This window comes from Kitasatospora sp. NPDC059648, assembly GCF_042734825.1.
Classification (GTDB): domain Bacteria; phylum Actinomycetota; class Actinomycetes; order Streptomycetales; family Streptomycetaceae; genus Kitasatospora.
Genome location: NZ_JBHWDU010000019.1, coordinates 102,746 through 119,927 on the forward strand (window position 1 = coordinate 102,746; position 17,182 = coordinate 119,927).

20 protein-coding genes and 1 pseudogene are annotated in these 17,182 nt (G+C 72.3%); 13 read left to right on the top strand and 8 right to left on the bottom strand.

Annotation, left to right across the window (positions count from 1 at the left end; genetic code table 11):
• Positions 1–37 precede the first annotated feature (37 nt).
• A complete protein-coding gene (locus ACFV1W_RS14890) occupies positions 38–592 on the top strand; it encodes a sigma-70 family RNA polymerase sigma factor (protein WP_380416485.1) in 555 nt (184 codons plus the stop codon).
• Positions 589–1,329 carry an anti-sigma factor family protein gene (locus tag ACFV1W_RS14895; protein ID WP_380416486.1) on the top strand — a complete coding sequence of 247 codons (741 nt, stop codon included), beginning with the start codon at positions 589–591 and terminating at the stop codon, positions 1,327–1,329. Before ACFV1W_RS14890 ends, ACFV1W_RS14895 begins: the two co-directional genes overlap by 4 nt.
• A 28-nt stretch (positions 1,330–1,357) precedes the next feature.
• Here ACFV1W_RS14895 and ACFV1W_RS14900 read toward each other — a convergent pair whose 3' ends face one another.
• Positions 1,358–1,498 carry a hypothetical protein gene (locus tag ACFV1W_RS14900; RefSeq protein WP_380416488.1) on the bottom strand — a complete coding sequence of 47 codons (141 nt, stop codon included), beginning with the start codon at positions 1,496–1,498 and terminating at the stop codon, positions 1,358–1,360.
• Positions 1,495–2,334 (bottom strand): YndJ family protein, encoded by an 840-nt coding sequence (locus ACFV1W_RS14905; RefSeq protein ID WP_380416489.1) that lies wholly within the window; start codon positions 2,332–2,334, stop codon positions 1,495–1,497. The genes ACFV1W_RS14900 and ACFV1W_RS14905 overlap by 4 nt, the downstream gene beginning before the upstream one ends.
• Before the next feature lie 154 nt (positions 2,335–2,488).
• Here ACFV1W_RS14905 and ACFV1W_RS14910 point away from each other — a divergent pair, with 154 nt between their 5' ends.
• Both ACFV1W_RS14910 and ACFV1W_RS14915 read left to right on the top strand, forming a co-directional pair.
• Positions 2,489–2,758: a DUF1876 domain-containing protein gene (locus ACFV1W_RS14910; RefSeq protein WP_380416491.1), complete on the top strand. Its 270-nt coding sequence runs from the start codon at positions 2,489–2,491 to the stop codon at positions 2,756–2,758.
• Entirely contained in the window at positions 2,755–2,958 is a 204-nt protein-coding gene (locus ACFV1W_RS14915) for a hypothetical protein (protein WP_380416492.1), read from the top strand. The genes ACFV1W_RS14910 and ACFV1W_RS14915 overlap by 4 nt, the downstream gene beginning before the upstream one ends.
• Positions 2,959–3,061: 103 nt before the next feature.
• Here the strand turns inward: ACFV1W_RS14915 and ACFV1W_RS14920 are convergent, their stop codons facing one another.
• The 4 genes from ACFV1W_RS14920 to ACFV1W_RS14935 all read right to left on the bottom strand — a co-directional run bounded on the left by ACFV1W_RS14920 (position 3,062) and on the right by ACFV1W_RS14935 (position 7,722).
• Positions 3,062–3,502 (bottom strand): PPOX class F420-dependent oxidoreductase, encoded by a 441-nt coding sequence (locus ACFV1W_RS14920; protein WP_380416493.1) that lies wholly within the window; start codon positions 3,500–3,502, stop codon positions 3,062–3,064.
• Positions 3,503–3,530: 28 nt separating this feature from the next.
• Positions 3,531–5,144, bottom strand: a complete 1,614-nt coding sequence (locus tag ACFV1W_RS14925; RefSeq protein WP_380416495.1) for a cytochrome bc complex cytochrome b subunit — start codon at positions 5,142–5,144, stop codon at positions 3,531–3,533.
• Positions 5,145–5,357: 213 nt separating this feature from the next.
• The gene (locus ACFV1W_RS14930) at positions 5,358–6,893 is read right to left on the bottom strand and encodes an MFS transporter (RefSeq protein WP_380416497.1); all 1,536 of its coding nucleotides are present in this window, start codon (positions 6,891–6,893) and stop codon (positions 5,358–5,360) included.
• A gap of 148 nt (positions 6,894–7,041) precedes the next feature.
• The gene (locus ACFV1W_RS14935) at positions 7,042–7,722 is read right to left on the bottom strand and encodes a TetR/AcrR family transcriptional regulator (RefSeq protein ID WP_380416499.1); all 681 of its coding nucleotides are present in this window, start codon (positions 7,720–7,722) and stop codon (positions 7,042–7,044) included.
• 219 nt (positions 7,723–7,941) lie between these two features.
• Between ACFV1W_RS14935 and ACFV1W_RS14940 the strand changes: the two genes are divergently transcribed.
• Together ACFV1W_RS14940 and ACFV1W_RS14945 are read left to right on the top strand one after the other, a co-directional pair.
• Positions 7,942–8,523 (top strand): Uma2 family endonuclease, encoded by a 582-nt coding sequence (locus ACFV1W_RS14940; protein ID WP_380416501.1) that lies wholly within the window; start codon positions 7,942–7,944, stop codon positions 8,521–8,523.
• 119 nt (positions 8,524–8,642) lie between these two features.
• Positions 8,643–9,431: a VOC family protein gene (locus ACFV1W_RS14945; RefSeq protein WP_380416502.1), complete on the top strand. Its 789-nt coding sequence runs from the start codon at positions 8,643–8,645 to the stop codon at positions 9,429–9,431.
• A gap of 31 nt (positions 9,432–9,462) precedes the next feature.
• On the opposite strand, the gene ACFV1W_RS14950 is transcribed toward ACFV1W_RS14945, so the two are convergent.
• A complete protein-coding gene (locus ACFV1W_RS14950) occupies positions 9,463–9,921 on the bottom strand; it encodes a hemerythrin domain-containing protein (protein WP_380416504.1) in 459 nt (152 codons plus the stop codon).
• A gap of 312 nt (positions 9,922–10,233) precedes the next feature.
• Between ACFV1W_RS14950 and ACFV1W_RS14955 the strand changes: the two genes are divergently transcribed.
• Positions 10,234–10,803, top strand: a complete 570-nt coding sequence (locus tag ACFV1W_RS14955; RefSeq protein ID WP_380416505.1) for a DoxX family protein — start codon at positions 10,234–10,236, stop codon at positions 10,801–10,803.
• A 114-nt stretch (positions 10,804–10,917) separates the two neighbouring features.
• Here ACFV1W_RS14955 and ACFV1W_RS14960 read toward each other — a convergent pair whose 3' ends face one another.
• Positions 10,918–11,679 carry a PP2C family protein-serine/threonine phosphatase gene (locus ACFV1W_RS14960; protein ID WP_380416506.1) on the bottom strand — a complete coding sequence of 254 codons (762 nt, stop codon included), beginning with the start codon at positions 11,677–11,679 and terminating at the stop codon, positions 10,918–10,920.
• Between the two features lie 170 nt (positions 11,680–11,849).
• On the opposite strand from ACFV1W_RS14960, the gene ACFV1W_RS14965 reads away from it, so the two are divergent.
• From ACFV1W_RS14965 to ACFV1W_RS14990, 6 genes and pseudogenes are all read left to right on the top strand, one after another.
• The gene (locus ACFV1W_RS14965; protein ID WP_380416508.1) at positions 11,850–12,959 is read left to right on the top strand and encodes an LLM class flavin-dependent oxidoreductase; all 1,110 of its coding nucleotides are present in this window, start codon (positions 11,850–11,852) and stop codon (positions 12,957–12,959) included.
• Positions 12,956–13,591: an FMN reductase gene (locus tag ACFV1W_RS14970; protein ID WP_380416510.1), complete on the top strand. Its 636-nt coding sequence runs from the start codon at positions 12,956–12,958 to the stop codon at positions 13,589–13,591. Before ACFV1W_RS14965 ends, ACFV1W_RS14970 begins: the two co-directional genes overlap by 4 nt.
• Before the next feature lie 253 nt (positions 13,592–13,844).
• The gene (locus ACFV1W_RS14975; RefSeq protein WP_380416513.1) at positions 13,845–14,858 is read left to right on the top strand and encodes a Dyp-type peroxidase; all 1,014 of its coding nucleotides are present in this window, start codon (positions 13,845–13,847) and stop codon (positions 14,856–14,858) included.
• An 84-nt stretch (positions 14,859–14,942) separates the two neighbouring features.
• The gene (locus ACFV1W_RS14980) at positions 14,943–15,740 is read left to right on the top strand and encodes a family 1 encapsulin nanocompartment shell protein (protein WP_380416515.1); all 798 of its coding nucleotides are present in this window, start codon (positions 14,943–14,945) and stop codon (positions 15,738–15,740) included.
• Positions 15,741–16,193: 453 nt separating this feature from the next.
• Complete coding sequence (locus tag ACFV1W_RS14985; RefSeq protein ID WP_380416517.1) at positions 16,194–16,979, top strand: electron transfer flavoprotein subunit beta/FixA family protein; 786 nt, start codon at positions 16,194–16,196, stop codon at positions 16,977–16,979.
• A gap of 45 nt (positions 16,980–17,024) precedes the next feature.
• Positions 17,025–17,182: pseudogene (locus ACFV1W_RS14990) on the top strand (electron transfer flavoprotein subunit alpha/FixB family protein); the annotation flags it as partial.

Genomic DNA, 17,182 nt, shown 5'->3' on the forward strand with positions numbered 1-17,182 from the left:
CCTCGCCGGGGAGGCAGGGGTGCGCAAGGATGAAGTTGTGACCGATGAGCACCCCGCCTGCGGTTCCGCCGCGCACGGTCAAGGGGCCGCCGACGAGGAACTGATGCGGGCCCTGTACCGCGAGCACGCCGGTCCGCTGTTCACCTTCGTCCTCCACCTGGTCGCGGGCGACCGGCAGCGTGCCGAGGACGTCGTCCAGGAGACGCTGGTCCGGGCCTGGCGCAACATCCACCGGCTCGACCCGCAGACCGGCTCGGTACGGCCCTGGCTGGTCACCGTCGCCCGCCGGATCGTGATCGACGACCACCGCAGCGCCCGCGCCCGGCCGCGCGAGGTCGACACCGAGGGCTTGGAGCACCTGCCCGCCGAGGACGAGATCGACCGCGCCCTGCGGATGATGATCATCGCGGACGCACTCGCCGACCTCTCGCCCGCCCACCGGGAGATCATCGCCGAGACCTACCTGAAGGGCCGTACCGCGAAGGAGGCGGCCGCCGAACTGGGCATCCCGGCCGGAACCGTCCGGTCGCGGGTGTTCTACGCACTGCGCTCGCTCAGGCTCGCGCTGGAGGAACGGGGAGTGACATCGTGACCAAGCGGCCCGTCCCCGGCCCCGGCCTGCCGGTCGGCCCCCGGCACGAGGACGTCGGAGCGTACGTCCTCGGTGTGCTGGAGCCCGCCGAACGCGCCGAGTTCGAAGGGCATCTGGCGGGCTGCCCGCAGTGCATCGACCAGGCTGATCAACTCGCCATGGTGGAAAGCCTGGTGTCCCAGTACCGCGCCTCGGTCAGGGCCCTCGGAGGGGACCCGGCAGGGCCGGCGCCGGTGCCGGACGGCGGGCTCCTCGACCGGCTGGTCGCCGAGGTCAGGGCGGGCCGGCGGCGGAGCCGGATGCGGCGGCTGGCCCTCGCCCTGGCCGCGACCGCGATGGTCGCGGCGGGCCCGGCCGTCACCGCCGCGGTGCTCACCACCGAGACCACGCCCGCCGTGGTGGCCGTCGCCGGACAGTTCAGCGCCACCGATCCGACCACCGGGGCCAAGGCCACCGTCGGCATCGACGGCAAGGCCTGGGGCAGCCAGGTGGACCTTCGATTCTCGGGCGTGCACGGTCCGTTGACGTGCAGCCTGATCGCCGTCTCGCACAGCGGCGAGCGCCAGACCGTCGCCACCTGGAGGGTCCCGGCCGGCGGCTACAGCGGGGACGACGACCAGGGGGCGCTGCGCACCATCGGCGGCGCGGCCCTCCAGCCGGGCGAGATCGACCACTTCGAGGTGCGGACCCAGGGCACCGACGCCCTGCTGGTCGCCGTCCCGGCCCACATGGCCTGAACGGCGCTCAGGCCGATGTCCCGCGGCGTCAACCGCCCGTCCAGGGCGGGTTGTGGCCGATCCGGGCCCGGTGGCGCAGGCGGCGGTAGCCGGCGGGCAGGTCGCCGGTGCGGCTGGCGCCCTGCTCGGAGTAGCTGTAGTCGTCGGCGGGGTGGCCGGGGTGGTTCATCGGGGGGTCTCCGAGACGTTGATCCGGCGCCAGGCGAGGAGCGCGCAGAGGGCGAAGCCGAGCGCGTTGCCCAGGCCGTGGGTGGCGGCCATCCAGCCGAGGGTGGGGTGGGGGAGCCCGGCGGCCCGGCCGAGCGCCCACCACAGGGCGAGCAGCATGGTGAGGGCCAGGACGGCGGAGGAGGCGGCGAGCAGGCGGGCGGTGGCCCGGTCGGCCGCCCGGGGCCGCAGTTCGCGCCAGCTGACCAGGCCGACCAGCCACATCCCGGTGCTCAGCACGACGGCTCCGGCGAACTGCCACCAGTTGCCCAGGAAGTACCCGGCCAGCACCAGCAGGGTGCCCGCCGGGACGCTGAGCGCCGCGCAGCGGGCCGGGCGTGAGCCGCGGTCGGCGCGGCAGACCAGCCCGGCGACCAGCGCGGCGGTGAAGCCGGCGTAGTGGAAGTGCGGGACGGTCAGCGCCAGGACGTGCGGTTCGAAGCCGAACAACGGGTAGCCGGAGCGCTCGGCGACCAGGGCGACGCCGGCCACCGAGGGCGCGGCGAGCGCGGTGAGCACGGCGGTCTCCACGGGGACGAGCGAGCGGCTCCGGGCCAGCCGCAGCGGCGCGTGCAGGGCCACCAGCAGGGTGCCCAGCGCGTAGAGGGTGGCGCTGCCGGTGGCGAGGGCGCCGCGCGGCAGCCAGAGCGAGAGCGCCCCGGGGACGGCCGCGAGCGGCCAGAGCCGCCGGATCCGGGCGAGCCCGGGTTCGCCGACCAGGGCCAGCCCGAGCGGCAGGACGGCGCCCATGCCGAGCAGGACCAGCAGGTCCACCAGTTCCGTCGTGCCCTCGCCCATGGCGGAGCCTTCCTCTTGAACGCGTTCAAACTGCCTCGCCGGTGACTCTACGCCGTGGAATTGAACGCGTTCGACTCCACTCCGGTCCGGTTGGCCTGGTGTTCGCGCTGGGCGCGGCGCACCCTGGAGGAGTAACCGATGGAGGTGATCCGCCATGCAGACTCTGGTCGGTTGGCACATCGAGATGGAGTTCCGCGAGGACGGCCCGCGGACGACGGCGGCCGCCCTGCTCCGGCTCGGCGACGGGAGCGAACTGCGCGCCCACGGCTACAGCAGCCGCCACCCCTCCGACCCGGAACAGCTGAGGGTCGGTGAGGAGATCGCGGGAGCCCGCGCGCTCAACGACCTCGCCTCGCAGCTGCTCACCAAGGCGCACGGGGAGATCCAGGAGGTCAGCCCGGTCCCGACCCATCCGCTCTCGTGACCGCCCCGCACCGCGCGGGTGACCAGGCCGGACGGGATCCGGGGCGCCCGCGCATCCCGCTGATCTGCCCGCGCTGCGGGCGCGAGCAGCAGGTCGTCCCCGGTGGGCCCGAGCGGACGGTCAAGGTGGTGCACGTGGGGACCGGTCGCGAGGCCTGCGAGCCGGAGGACCTGGCCCGGGCGCCGGACGAGGGGACCTGACGCCCGGGGGCAACGCCGAGTGCCGGGGCCCGCGTCCCCGCGGATCCCGGCACTCGGCGGGCCGGCCGGAACGAACGGAAGGTCAGTCGACCGCAGCGGAAGGTCAGTTGACGCAGTACGTGGCCGGCGGCCGCCACTCCGGGCCGACCAGCCGCTGTTCCAGCTCGTTCAGTGTGATCCGGATCCCGACCGTCCCGGCCAGCCCCACCCGGAGCCGGCTGCGGGCGAGTGCGATCAGCGCGGTCAGGCCGTACTTGTTGATCAGCGAGGTGCGGTAGCGCGCGGTCGCGTCGGGGTCGCAGAGCCGGGCGCGGGCAGGGAGCCGGCGGCCGGTCGGGCGTCCGTGGGTGTCGCAGGGGCCTATCAGCACCCGCGGGTGGCGCCGGATCCGTTCGGCCTCGCCGGAGTGGGCGGGGGTCCAGACGCCGAGCGCCGTGCCGTCGGGCACGACCCACAGCTGGGAGTCCTGCCGGCTGCCGTCGTCGCCGAAGGTGGTCAGCAGCAGGTACCTGCTGTCGGCGAGCCGGTCGGTTCGGTCGTGCATGATCTCCTGCCTCTCGCGGGGGGCGGGGTCAGTGGTGGCCGTGGCCCTCGGTGATCTCGCGGTACTCCTCGGCGGTGGGCCTGGGGATCCGGGCGTGATCGCCGTGGAATCCGCGGGACAGCCGTACCCGGGTGCGGGTGAGCACGCCCGCCGGCCGGGCCACTCCATTCTCGTCCGCCGAGGGCGGCAGTTCGAGGGGTCGGGGCTGTTCGTGGGCGGTGAGCCGGTGAAGTTCGGCGGGCGCGAGCGCGGCGTGCACCTCGGTGAACTCGCCGTGCGGCAGCCGGTGGATGATGCCGGTCTCCCGCCCGTGCAGCACCTTGTCGCGGTCCCGTCGCTGCAGGCCCAGGCACCAGCGCTTGGTGACCACGAAGACCGCCACCGGGACGACGAAGAAGCCGATCCGCACCGCGTAGGTGATCGCGTTGAGCGACAGGTGGAGGTGGGTGGCGATGAGGTCGTTGCCGCCGCCCGCGAGCATCACCAGGTAGACGCTGATCCAGGCCGCGCCGAGGGCGGTGCGCACGGGCGCGTTGCGCGGCCGGTCGAGCAGGTGGTGCTCGCGCCCGTCGTTCGTCACCCAGCTCTCGACGAACGGGTAGACCGCGATCGCGCCGAGGATCACCGGGAACATCGTGAACGGGATCAGCACCCCCAGGTTGAGGGTGTGCCCCCACAGGCTGATCTCCCAGCCGGGCATGACCCGGATCAGGCCCTCGGCGAAGCCCATGTACCAGTCCGGCTGGGCGTCGGTGGAGACCTGGTCCGGACGGTACGGGCCGTACGCCCAGATCGGGTTGACGGTGGCGACCGCGGACATCAGCGCGACGATCCCGAAGACCAGGAAGAAGAAGCCGCCGGCCTTGGCCGCGTAGACCGGCATCAGCGGCATGCCGACCACGTTCTTCTCGGTCCTGCCGGGGCCGGCCCACTGGGTGTGCTTGTGGTAGAAGACCAGGATCAGGTGGGCCACCAGCAGGCCGAGCATGATGCCGGGCACCAGCAGCACGTGGATGGTGAAGAACCTCGGGATGATGTCGTGCCCGGGGAACTCCCCGCCGAACAGGAACATCTGGATGTACGTGCCGACCAGCGGCACGGCCAGCACCACGCCCTCGATGAACCGGATGCCGGTGCCGGAGAGCAGGTCGTCCGGGAGCGAGTAGCCGAAGAAGCCGTCCAGCATGCCGAGGAACAGCAGCAGGAAGCCGAAGACCCAGTTGATCTCGCGCGGCTTGCGGAACGCGCCGGTGAAGAACACCCGCATCATGTGGACGAACATGGCCGCGACGAAGACGATCGCCGCCCAGTGGTGGATCTGCCGGATGAGCAGCCCGCCGCGGACCTCGAAGCTGATGTCCACGGTGGAGGCGTAGGCCTCGGACATCGAGATGCCCTTGAGCGGGACGTACGAGCCGCTGTAGACCACCTCGCCCATGCTGGGCTTGAAGAACAGGGTCAGCCAGACGCCGGTCAGGATGATGATCAGGAAGGTGTAGAGGCAGATCTCGCCCAGCATGAAGGACCAGTGGTCCGGGAAGATCTTCCGCAGGTTGGCCCTGGCCAGGGTGTGGATCCCCAGCCGGCCGTCCGCCCAGTCGGCGGCCCGCCGCCCCCGCCCTGGATTCTGATTCCGGGTCATGTGCACGCACCTCAGTCCGAAGGAAACGGGGATAGTTCCCCGATTCGCGCTGGGGCCACCATAATCGGGGGGTGTTCCCCACTTCTACCCGGGGGTACCGTTCACGGCCGGGCCGGAAACGCCGAGCGGCCCGCCCGGTGTCGGAAGGACACCGGACGGGCCGCGAACGCACCCACGTGACCGGGACGGGCAGTGCCCCGAGGGGCGGCGGGGTCAGTGCACCAGCACCGGCACCTCGTCGACCTTCGCCGCGCCCGAGCCGGCGCCCGCACCCGTGGCGCCGGGGCGGCCGGCGTTGATGAAGGTGAAGGCGACCGCGGCGGCCGACACCAGGATCCCGAAGGAGATCCAGATCGCGGTGGTGAAGCCGTGCACCATGCCCTGGAACTGCAGGGCCTTGGCGGCCTCGGGCGAGGCGGCGGTGGCCATGGCGTGCTTGTGCGCGGCCGCCCAGGTGGTGGTGGCGCTGGCCGCGATGGTGTTCAGCAGCGCGGTGCCGATGGCGCCGCCGACCTGCTGCGAGGTGTTGACCATGGCCGAGGCCACGCCCGCGTCCCGCGGCTGGACGCCGTGGGTCGCCAGGCTCATGGCCGGCATGAAGGCGGTGCCCATGCCGAGGCCCATCAGGATCAGGCCGGGCAGGATCAGCGCCGGGTACGAGGTGTCCAGGCCGATGTGGGTCAGCAGGAACATGCCGGCCGAGGCGGTCAGGAAGCCGGGCGCCATCAGGAAGCGCGCGGGGACGCGGGTCATCAGCCGGGCGCCGATCTGGGTCGAGCCGGTGATCATGCCCGCCACCATCGGCAGGAAGGCGACGCCGGTCAGCACCGGGCTGTAGTCGCGCACGACCTGCAGGTAGTAGGTCAGGAAGAGGAACAGGCCGAACATGCCGATCACGGCCATGCCCAGCGACAGGTACACACCGCCGCGGTTGCGGTCCAGCACCACTCGCAGCGGCAGCAGCGGGGCCTTGACCTTGCGCTCCACCAGGGCGAAGGCGGTCAGCAGCACGGCGGCCGCGGCGAACAGGCCCAGGGTGCTGCCGGCCGTCCAGCCGCTGGACTCGGCGCGGGTGAAGCCGTACACCAGCGAGACCAGGCCGGTGGTCACCAGCAGCACGCCGGGGATGTCCAGCCTGTTGCGGTTGCGGCCCTCGGCGGGCTCGCGGATCACCAGGACGGCGCCGGTGGCGGCCACGACGGCGAACGGGATGTTGACGAAGAAGGTCCAGCGCCAGTTCATGTACTCGGTCAGGAAGCCGCCGAGGATCAGACCGATGGCGCCACCGCCACCGGCGATCGCGCCGTAGATGCCGAAGGCCTTGGCGCGCTCCTTGGCCTCGGTGAAGGTCACCGCGAGCAGCGACAGCGCGGCAGGCGCCAGCAGCGCGCCGAACACGCCCTGGAGGGCGCGGGAGCCGAGCAGCATCGCGGTGTTGACCGCGGCGCCACCGAGCGCGGAGGCCAGGGCGAAGCCGGTCAGGCCGACGATGAAGGTCCGCTTGCGGCCCCAGAGGTCCGCGATCCGGCCGCCGAACAGCAGCAGGCCGCCGAAGGCCAGCGCGTAGGCGGTGATCACCCACTGGCGGTTGCCGTCGGATATGCCGAGGTCCCGCTGGGCGGAGGGCAGGGCGATGTTCACGATGGTGGCGTCGAGGACGACCATCAGCTGGGCGAGGCCGATGAAGATCAGCGCCTTCCAGCGCCTGGGATCGGGCAGCGTCGCCGGGCGGGCGTCGGTTTGAGACATGGGGGTACCCATTTCACGTGCGTGGGTGTGCAAGAACGGTCAACTGCCGTACGGGAACGGCAGGTTGCCGTACGGGTGCGAGCGCGTGCGAACGCGTCCGGAGACGCCGCGCCGATCGGTGGTGCGTCGGGTCGGTGCTGGTGGTCGGTCAGTTCTGGGTCTGGAAGTCCTCGAAGGTCGCGGCCCGGCCGGGCAGGACCGAGCGGACGGGCGTGCGCAGACCGTCCAGGAAGATCTGCAGGTGCCGGTGGACGAACTCGTCGAGCAGCCGGCAGGAGGTGTTCGGCAGCGGTCGGGTCAGCTGGCTCATCGCGATGAACAGGTCGCCGTTGTCGATGTCCGGCCGCAGCTCACCCGCGGCCCGGGCGCGCTCCATCAGCCCGCCCACGGCGGACTGCAGGCGCTCCCGGACTTCGGTCAGGTCAGGGTCGTGCGGGTCGATGTGGCTGCTGAAAAGGGTGCAGAGGCCGCCGATCTTCTCCGCGACGGTCGCGTGCACGAACCGTTGCAGGGCGTCGAACGGGCCTCCGCCGTCAGGTGCGTCCGCCTCCGCCGTCGCCGTCTCGGCGAGCGCCAGGATGCGGCTCTTGACGAGCAGCGCCACCTCGCGGATCAGCGCCACCCGGTCCGGGAAGTTCCGGTACAGCGTGGCGTTGCCGACCCCCGCCCGTTTCGCGATCTCGTCCAGCGGCGCGTCCGCACCGTGCTCGACGAACGCGTCCCGGGCCGCCAGCACGATCCGCTCCCGGTTCCGGCTCGCGTCCGCACGCAGCTTCGGCGTGCGCACGCTCCCCGCGGAACGGGCCGACTCGGCGGCGACGGTGGTCATGGCTACTGCTCCTCCAGGATACCGGGGAAGTTCTCCCCGCTTCTGCCAACGTACTCGGAAACGGGGAATCTGTCCCCGTAATTTCCGGCCGCGACGTGACCTGTGTCACATGCGAGCACGTGTCGGGCCCGGTCGGTACCGGCAGAAGCCAGATGCCCCATGACCACTCGCCCGCGTGCTCGTTCTTCCGGCGGGTGCCCAGGCGAAGGAGCAAAGCCCGTGACCGCGATCTCCGACCGCCCGCAGATGCTGCCCGAGCAGTTCGAGGAATTCGCTCGTCATCTGGCCACGACCGCCGAAGGCGTGCGGCCGGAGTTCATCAACGGGAAGCCGGGGGTCAAGCCCGTGCCGGACGGCGATCACGGTCGCGTCACCCAGTGGCTGCTCCGCATCTGCATCCACGCTCGGCCGGAGCTGCACTTGCATGACCCAGGCCTCAAGGTGCAGGGCTGCCGAGGAGGATTCGCCCGCCCGGACGGCACGCTGGCCGACGCCGATGCCTTCGTTGGTCAAGGTGACTGGGCTGCTGCCGACCAGGTGCTCATGGCTGCGGAGGTCACGTCGTTCGACTCCGACACGGACCGCCGCGACCGCGTCGAGAAGCCCCGCGCGTACGCCGAGTCCGGGATCCCCGTCTACCTGCTGATCGACCGGGACTCCGCCGAGGTCCTCGTGCACAGCCAGCCCGACGGCGTCCGCTACGGGACCGTCCGGACCCTCCCGTTCGGCAGGATCGTCCAGCTCCCCGACCCGGTCGGCATCTCGCTGGACACCGAGCCGCTGAAGAACTGGGTGCGCTGAGCCCGGCCATGTCTTCCCGGGGCGGGTGGAGGCGTCGGCCTAGGCTGGGCGTCCCGGGCGGCCGGTGGGTCGCGGGAGTCGGGAGGGGCCCGGCGGCCGGGTGGGCGAGGAGGTTCGCGATGGGCAGCGAGGAGACGACCGCCAGGGTGCGCTGCGTGGCGGCCGTTCCGTGCTGGGTGAGCCTGATGGCCCGGGACCTGGAGGGCGCCAAGGACTTCTACGGCCCGCTGCTCGGTTGGAAGTTCGAGCCCGGGCCGGAGGGCTTCGGCCCGTACGTGCACGCGGTGACCGGCGGGGAGGCGGTGGCCGGGCTGGGGCTCGCGGGGGCCGGGGCGGTGCCGCTCGCCTGGACCAGCTACTTCGGGACGGAGAGCGCCGACGCCGCCGCCGACGCGGTGCGCGAGCGCGGTGCGACCCTGGCGGTCGGCCCGCTGGCCTTCGACGCCGGGCGGGTGGCCTTCGCGGCGGACCCGGCCGGGGCGGTGTTCGGCATCTGGGAGGGCCCGCTGGGCCGGGCCCGGAAGCTGGAGCTGCCGGGTGCGCCGGTCTGGATCGAGCTGCGCACCCCGGATCCGTTCGCGGCCGCGCTGTTCTACGGCGAGGTGTTCCGCTGGGACGGCCGGGACGCGGAGCGCTTCGAGGTCCGCTGGGAGCACGACCGGGTCGTGCTGCGGGCGGAGGGGCACAGCGTCGCGGCGCTGGCCAAGGAGCAGGCGGGCGGTCCGGCGGGCACGCCGCCGCACTGGGAAGTCTCCTTCGCCGTCCAGGACACCGACCGGGCGCTGGCCCGGGCCGTGGAGCTGGGCGGTTCGGTGATCGGCCCGGCCTTCGACACCCCGTACGGGCGGGTGGCCCGGCTGAGGGACCGCGAGGGCGCCCGGTTCGCGGTGATCGGCCCCAAGGGCTGAGCCGCACTGCGGAGGCGGGGAGCGACCCGGCTCATTCCGGGTCGCCGAGCGCCTCCCGTTCCGTCCGCAGCCGTTCGCCGAGCGCCGCGCGGGCCGCCGCGGGAAGGGCCTTGCGGGCGGCCGGGAAGAGCACCTTCTCCTCGCCGGTCAGGTGCCGCCGGAGAGTGTCGGCGAGGCCGCGCAGCAGGGTGTCGAAGGCCGGGTCGGCCGGGCCGAGCCCCTGCAGGTCGGAGAGGTACTGCCCGATCGCCAGATGGTCGTGGATGCTGCGGAAGACCAGTGCCCCGCCCTCGGGCACGTCGTGCTGGACGACCGGGAAGAGGTGCTCCTCCTCGGCGGCGCAGTGGGTGAACAGCAGGTCGGTGAGCCGGGCGACCAGCTCGGCGCGCTCGGCGGAGCCGGCCGGTGCCATTTCGGCCCGGTCGAGCAGCTCGGTGACCGCCTTGTGGTCGGCGGTGAACTCGCCGAGGATGTCCGGCCTGCGACTCATGGCGTGACCGCCTCTCGTCCGGGATCAGGACTGCCCCCCGTACCGTCCAGTATCCGGCGTCGTCGAACGGAACCCGGAACCCGCAAGCCGGAACCCCCGAGCCCGGAACCCGCGACCCGCCCCGACCGGGTGCCCCGGTTCCGGCGGGGCCCCCGAGTCGCTCACGGGTCGTCAGTTGTTCAAATTCGAACTGCACGGTACGGTCGAGGAGTGGCCGGTTCAAATTTGAACAACAGGCGCGGGGAACCGCATCCTGCCCGGCCGCACCACCACCCGTACCCCTACGACCGACCCCGATCGATGGAGACGCGCATGCCGAGCAGCAGCCCGAGCACGACCGCCGCCACCAGCCCCGCCGGCCCCACCCGGAACGGCTCCGGGCCCGCGGCCACCTCCCCGCACGCCTATGACGCCGGACTCCTGCTCCTGCGCCTGGTGCTCGGCCTGACCATGGCCGCGCACGGCAGCCAGAAGCTGTTCGGCTGGTTCGGGGGCGGCGGGATCGACGGCACCGGTCAGTTCTTCACCATGAGCGGCTACCCGGCGGGCAACGCCATGGCCGTGGTCGCCGGCCTCACCGAGGTCCTGGGCGGACTCGGTCTCGCCGTCGGCCTGTTGACCCCGCTGGCGGGTGCCGCGGTCGTCGGCACCATGGTCAACGCGATCGCCGTCACCTGGGGCGGCGGCTTCTTCGCCCCCAAGGGCAACGAGTACGAGCTGCTGCTGACGGCGGGCGCCGCCGCCCTCGCGCTGACCGGCCCGGGCCGCTACGCGGTGGACCGCTTCCTTCCGGTGCTGAAGGCGCACCGCCTGGCGTACGGCGTGGCCGCCGTGCTGGTCGGCCTGGCGACGGCCGGGGTGATCCTGCTGCTGCGCAAGTAGCCCGACGTCGACGGCGAGGGGCTCGACCCGCTCTCCCGGAGGCCGTGGCGGCCGATCGCCGCCACGGCCTCCGCGCGCTTCCCGGGCGCCCCGCGGACGGCTGGCCGTGCCGCGTCACTCGCCGATCCGCACCAGCGCCAGGGTGATGTTGTCCGGCCCGCCCGCCTCGATCGCCGCCTTCCACAGTTCGAAGGCGGCCTTCCCGTCGGCCCGCTCGGAGGTGTCGTACGACGTGGCGAGCAGTCCGGCCAGCTCCTCCTCGGTCACCGGGTCGGTCAGGCCGTCGCTGCACACCAGGTAGCGGTCGCCGACGGCCAGCGGCGAGGTCCGCACGTGCGGTTCGACGGAGGTGGGCCCGAGCGATCCGCCCAGGGTCTGGGTGACGACCGAGGTGGTGCGCCGACCGGGCTGCAGCGGCGGGCTGTCGTCCACGCTCACCCGCCGCAGCCCCTTGCCGGTGACCCGGTAGACCCGGCTGTCGCCGATGTTGAAGACCACCGCCTGCCCGGGCAGCAGCACCAGCCCGGCGACCGTGGTGCCCATCGCGGCCAGCTCGGGGTCCCCGGCGGTGGCCGCGTAGACCGCCCGGTTGCACTCCTGGAGTTCCTCTCGGACGGCTTCCTCGTCGTCCAGGCCGCCCCCGGTGGCGGCGAGGCGGCGGGCGACCAGGGCGCTGGCCACCTCGCCGCCGGGGTGACCGCCGAGGCCGTCGGCCACCGCGACCACGCAGGGCGGGCCGAGCGGGAAGAGCAGGGTCTGCGGGTTGGTGGTCACGGTGGCGCACAGCGTCCAGGGGCCGATCGTGAGGCTGTCCTCGTTGTGCTCCCGCACCAGGCCCTCGTGGCTCAGTGCGCTCACCGCGATGTACGGCGCCATCGGTTCGCCGTCCTCCCGGCGGGCCCCGCCGCTGTCGGGGTCCGCCTTCCGTTGCTGTCGGTGCCCGCCTTCCATTGTCGGCACGAACCGGGGGAATAACGATCCGCGGCCGGCTGCTAAGGTGGTTGAAAGTTGGACTACCTGGGACCTCCTGGAGTGTGGTGAGCAGCATGCAGTTCGGAATCTTCAGCGTCGGCGACGTCACCCCCGACCCGACCACCGGCCGCACCCCGACCGAGCACGAGCGGATCAAGGCGATGGTGGCCATCGCGCGCAAGGCCGAGGAGGTCGGCCTGGACGTCTTCGCGACCGGCGAGCACCACAACCCGCCGTTCGTCCCGTCCTCGCCGACGACCATGCTCGGTTACATAGCCGCGCAGACCGACCGCCTCATCCTCTCCACCTCGACCACGCTGATCACCACCAACGACCCGGTGAAGATCGCCGAGGACTTCGCGATGCTCCAGCACCTCGCCGACGGCCGGGTGGACCTCATGATGGGCCGCGGCAACACCGGCCCGGTCTACCCCTGGTTCGGCAAGGACATCCGCCAGGGCATCCCGCTCGCGATCGAGAACTACGCGCTGCTGCACCAGCTGTGGCGCGAGGAGGTCGTGGACTGGCAGGGCCGCTTCCGCACCCCGCTCCAGTCCTTCACCTCCACCCCGCGCCCGCTGGACGACGTCCCGCCGTTCGTCTGGCACGGCTCGATCCGCAGTCCCGAGATCGCCGAGCAGGCCGCCTACTACGGCGACGGCTTCTTCGCGAACAACATCTTCTGGCCCAAGGAGCACTTCCAGAAGCTGATCGAGCTCTACCGCGAGCGCTTCGCCCACTACGGCCACGGCACGCCCGAGCAGGCGATCGTCGGCCTCGGCGGGCAGGTGTTCATGCGGAGGAACTCCCAGGACGCCGTGCGCGAGTTCCGTCCGTACTTCGACAACGCGCCGGTGTACGGGCACGGGCCCTCGCTGGAGGAGTTCACCGAGCAGACCCCGCTGACCGTGGGCAGCCCCCAGGAGGTCATCGAGAAGACGCTCGGCTTCCGCGAGACCTTCGGCGACTACCAGCGCCAGCTGTTCCTGATGGACCACGCCGGTCTGCCGCTGAAGACCGTGCTGGAGCAGCTGGACCTGCTCGGCGAGGAGGTCGTGCCGGTGCTGCGCGAGGAGTTCGCCAAGGGCCGCCCGGCCGGGGTGCCGGAGGGGCCGACCCACGCCGCGCTGGTCGCGGCGCGTGACGCCCGTGACGCCCACGAGAAGGAGGAGGTCGCCAAGTGACCGCGTTCAAGCTGGCGGTGGTGAGCGCCGGACTGAGCAAGCCGTCCTCGACGCGCCTGCTGGCCGACCGGCTCGCCGAGGCGACCGTGCGCCGGCTCGGCGAGGAGGGCCGGGAGGCCGAGGTGGCCGTGGTCGAGCTGCGCGACCTCGCGGTGGACATCGCCAACAACTTCGTCACCGGGTTCCCGGCCGCCGCGCTGCGCGAGGCGATCGGCGCGGTGACGGACGCGGACGCGGTGATCGCGGTGACGCCGATCTTCACCGCCTCCTACAGCGGCCTGTTCAAGTCCTTCTTCGACGTGATCGACCACGACGCGCTCACCGGCAAGCCGGTGCTGATCGCCGCCACCGGCGGCACGGCCCGGCACTCGCTCGCCCTGGAGCACGCCGTACGGCCGCTGTTCAGCTACCTGCGCGCCGTGGTGCCGCCGACGGCCGTGTACGCGGCCACCGACGACTGGGGCACGGCCGGGGACGCACTGACCGACGGCCTGCCGGGCCGGATCGAGCGCGCGGCGGGCGAGCTGGCGGCCCTGCTGGCCGGGCGCGGCCCGGCGGCGGGGGCGGCGGGGGCGGCGGTGCCCGGGCAGGTGGTCCCGTTCGCCGAACAGCTGGCGGCGCTGCGGGTCTGACACCGGGCGGCCGAGGGGCGGGTGCGCGAAGGAGCGCGCCCGCCCCTTCCGCATGCCTCCGGTACCTCCGGTGCGTCTCCGGTACCTCCGGTCGGGGTCCACCGGCTGCGCGTCGATCGTGCCGATTTGTCCGCTGTGCGGTGTAATCGTCGGGCCCTCGACCACCTGAAGACCGGCCACCACCCCAAGCGGATCTTCGCCGACCACCGCGCCGAGTGGGACGCCACCCGGGCCTCCTGAGGAGGAACACGTCGTGCAGCCCGAACCGCAAGCCGTGCTCTCCCCGCTGACCGGCGCGGCGATCTTCCTGGTCCTCACCGTCGAGCCCGGCGGCGAGGACGCCGTCCGCGACCTCCTGCCCGACCTCGCCGGACTGCGCCGGTCCGTCGGCTTCCGGGCCCCGGACGGCGGCCTCACCTGCGTCACCGGCATCGGCTCCGAACTCTGGGACCGCCTCTTCGGCGGCCCCCGGCCCGCCGGTCTCCACCCGTTCCAGGAACTGGCCGGCCCCCGCCACCGTGCCCCGGCCACCCCCGGCGACCTGCTGCTGCACCTGCGGGCGGAGCGGATGGACCTCTGCTTCGAACTGGCCGGCCAGCTCACCACCCGGCTCGCCGGGGCGGCCACCGTGGTCGACGCCGTGCACGGCTTCCGCTACTTCGACGACCGGGACCTCCTGGGCTTCGTCGACGGCACCGAGAACCCCGAGGGCCGGGCCGCCGCCGAGGCCACCCTGGTCGGGGCGGAGGACGCGGACTTCGCGGGCGGCAGCTACGTCATCGTCCAGAAGTACCTGCACGACCTGGACAAGTGGAACGCGCTGAGCGTCGAGCAGCAGGAGGGGGCGGTCGGCCGCACCAAGCTCACCGACATCGAACTGGACGACGACGTCAAACCCGCCGACTCGCACGTGGCGCTCACCGTGATCACCGGTCCGGGCGGCGAGGAACAGAAGATCGTCCGCTACAACATGGCCTTCGGCTCCTTCGACGGCGGCGGCGAGTTCGGCACCTACTTCATCGGCTACGCGCGCGACCCCGGGGTGACCGAGGAGATGCTGCGCAACATGTTCATCGGCAACCCGCCCGGCACCACCGACCGGTTGCTCGACTTCTCCACCGCCGTCACCGGCTCGCTGTTCTACGTACCGACCGCCGGCCTCCTCGACTCCCCGCCGCCGGCCGCCCCGGCCGCCGCTGCCGTTCCCGCCGTCGAGGCCCGTGCGGACGGCTCGCTCGGCATCGGCAGCCTCAAGCCGACCTCCTGAAGGCCGACCTCTGAAGGCCGACCCCCTGGTGGCCGCCCGCCTGAAGCCGATCCTCCGAAGCCGACCCTGAACAGGACCCGCACCGTGAACAACCTGCACCGCGAACTCGCCCCCGTCTCCGCCGCCGCCTGGGAGGAGATCGAGGAGGAGGCACGCCAGACCTTCAAACTCCACATCGCCGGACGCCGGGTGGTCGACCTCGCCGGTCCCGAGGGCGCCACCCTCGCCGCCGTCGGCACCGGCCACCTCACCGGCATCGAACCGCCCCTCGACGGCGTCCGGGCCCGCGCCCGGGCCAGCCGCCCGGTGGTCGAACTGCGGGTGCCCTTCACCGTCGGCCGGGAGGCCGTCGACGACGTCGAACGCGGCTCCCGCGACTCCGACTGGCAACCGGTCAAGGACGCCGCCCGCACCCTCGCCCGCGCCGAGGACCGGGCCGTCTTCGAGGGCTACCAGGCTGCCGCGATCGAGGGCATCCGGGCCGGCTCCAGCAATCCGCCGGTCCAACTCCCGGACGACGTAAGGGAATACCCGGAGGCCGTGAGCCGTGGGCTCACCGCCCTCCGCCTCGCGGGCGTCGGCGGACCGTACTCACTCCTGCTCGGCGCCGAGGCCTTCACCGCCGTCAACGAGACCAGCGACCACGGCTACCCCGTCCACAACCACCTGGCCCGCCTGCTGGACGGCGACATCATCTGGGCCCCCGCGATCGAGGGGGCGTTCCTGCTGTCCACCCGGGGAGGGGACTTCGAGCTCTGCCTGGGCCAGGACGTCTCGGTGGGCTACCTCTCCCACGACTCGGACTCCGTGCAGCTGTACCTTCAGGAGTCGCTCACATTCAGCGTGTACACGGGAGAGGCAGCCGTCGCTCTACACGTTTGACACCAGATGGGGATGACCCAGACGGTGTTGCCGTGCGTCCCGTGGGCGGTCGTGATGTCCTGTTCCCCGTGCACGAAGGTCATTCCCTTCCCTCCTTGATCGCAGGTCGGGGCCGTCGACGAGGCCCGCTGCCGATGCTCCCCGGGCGGGCCGGCGGATTCATTGACGGGACCTGGCGGAGGCTTGCGGAAACCCTGTGTCCGCGTCCGGCCGCCGCGCCCGGCGATCGGACACGGGGTAGGGTACTGAGTGCCTTTACGAGGGGTACTGAGTGCCGTATTCTTTCGGTGGAGCCTCTGACGCCAGTCGAAGAGAGCCGACACGGCATCGGTCCAGGTGGCGCTCACCGGCGCGCGGACCGCGGCCGGGCCGGACTTGGCACTCAGTACCCTCGGCCTGACCTGAGGCCGTGGATCCAGTGCATCCGTGCACCCGTGACAGGAGAAACCGCTCATGAGCTTGAGGATCGTCGTCTGTGTGAAGTACGTGCCGGACGCGACGGGTGACCGTCGCTTCGCGGACGACCACACCACCGACCGGGAGGGTGTGGACGGCCTCCTGTCGGAGCTGGACGAGTACGGCGTCGAGCAGGCGCTGCGGATCGCCGAGGCGAACGACGGTGCCGAGGTGACGGTGCTGACGGTGGGTCCGGACGACGCGAAGGACGCGCTGCGCAAGGCGCTGTCGATGGGTGCGGACAAGGCCGTTCACGTGAACGACGACGACATCCACGGTTCGGACGTGCTGGGGACGTCGGCGGTCCTGGCGAAGGCGCTGGAGAAGACCGGGTTCGACCTGGTGATCGGCGGCATGGCGTCGACGGACGGCACGATGGGCGTGCTGCCGGCGCTGCTGGCGGAGCGGCTGGGCGTGCCGCAGGTGACGCTGCTGTCCGAGGTGTCGGTCGAGGGCGGCGTGGTGAGGGGCCGTCGTGACGGTGACGCGGCGACCGAGCTGGTCGAGGCCCCGCTGCCGGCCGTGGTCTCGGTGACGGACCAGTCGGGCGAGGCCCGCTACCCCTCGTTCAAGGGGATCATGGCGGCGAAGAAGAAGCCGGTGCAGTCGCTGGACCTGGACGACCTGGGCATCGAGGCGGACGAGGTCGGCCTGGCGGGTTCGTGGACGGCGGTCGAGTCGGTGGCGGCGCGTCCGGCGCGCACCGCGGGCACGGTCGTCAAGGACGAGGGCGAGGGCGGCAAGCAGCTCGCCGCGTTCCTCGCCGACCAGAAGTTCATCTAGTCCGCACCCCGACCCCGACCCAGCGAAACACGGAGACATAGAGCAATGGCTGAGATTCTCGTCCTGGTGGACCACGCCGAGGGTGCGGTCCGCAAGCCCGCCCTGGAGCTGCTGACCCTGGCCCGCCGCATCGGCGAGCCGTCCGCCGTCGTGCTCGGCGCGGGTGCCGCGGCCGCCGACATCGCCGCCAGGGCCGCCGAGTT

Excerpts from the sequence above, each read along its gene's own strand:
- ACFV1W_RS14900 (WP_380416488.1), bottom strand. The coding sequence starts at position 1,498 with ATGAACCACCCCGGCCACCCCGCCGACGACTACAGCTACTCCGAGCAG.
- ACFV1W_RS14955 (WP_380416505.1), top strand. The coding sequence starts at position 10,234 with ATGCCGAGCAGCAGCCCGAGCACGACCGCCGCCACCAGCCCCGCCGGC.
- ACFV1W_RS14905 (WP_380416489.1), bottom strand. The coding sequence starts at position 2,334 with ATGGGCGAGGGCACGACGGAACTGGTGGACCTGCTGGTCCTGCTCGGC.
- ACFV1W_RS14945 (WP_380416502.1), top strand. The coding sequence starts at position 8,643 with ATGGGCAGCGAGGAGACGACCGCCAGGGTGCGCTGCGTGGCGGCCGTT.
- ACFV1W_RS14925 (WP_380416495.1), bottom strand. The coding sequence starts at position 5,144 with ATGACCCGGAATCAGAATCCAGGGCGGGGGCGGCGGGCCGCCGACTGG.
- ACFV1W_RS14965 (WP_380416508.1), top strand. The coding sequence starts at position 11,850 with ATGCAGTTCGGAATCTTCAGCGTCGGCGACGTCACCCCCGACCCGACC.
- ACFV1W_RS14950 (WP_380416504.1), bottom strand. The coding sequence starts at position 9,921 with ATGAGTCGCAGGCCGGACATCCTCGGCGAGTTCACCGCCGACCACAAG.
- ACFV1W_RS14930 (WP_380416497.1), bottom strand. The coding sequence starts at position 6,893 with ATGTCTCAAACCGACGCCCGCCCGGCGACGCTGCCCGATCCCAGGCGC.
- ACFV1W_RS14960 (WP_380416506.1), bottom strand. The coding sequence starts at position 11,679 with ATGGCGCCGTACATCGCGGTGAGCGCACTGAGCCACGAGGGCCTGGTG.
- ACFV1W_RS14935 (WP_380416499.1), bottom strand. The coding sequence starts at position 7,722 with ATGACCACCGTCGCCGCCGAGTCGGCCCGTTCCGCGGGGAGCGTGCGC.
- ACFV1W_RS14985 (WP_380416517.1), top strand. The coding sequence starts at position 16,194 with ATGAGCTTGAGGATCGTCGTCTGTGTGAAGTACGTGCCGGACGCGACG.
- ACFV1W_RS14920 (WP_380416493.1), bottom strand. The coding sequence starts at position 3,502 with ATGCACGACCGAACCGACCGGCTCGCCGACAGCAGGTACCTGCTGCTG.
- ACFV1W_RS14910 (WP_380416491.1), top strand. The coding sequence starts at position 2,489 with ATGCAGACTCTGGTCGGTTGGCACATCGAGATGGAGTTCCGCGAGGAC.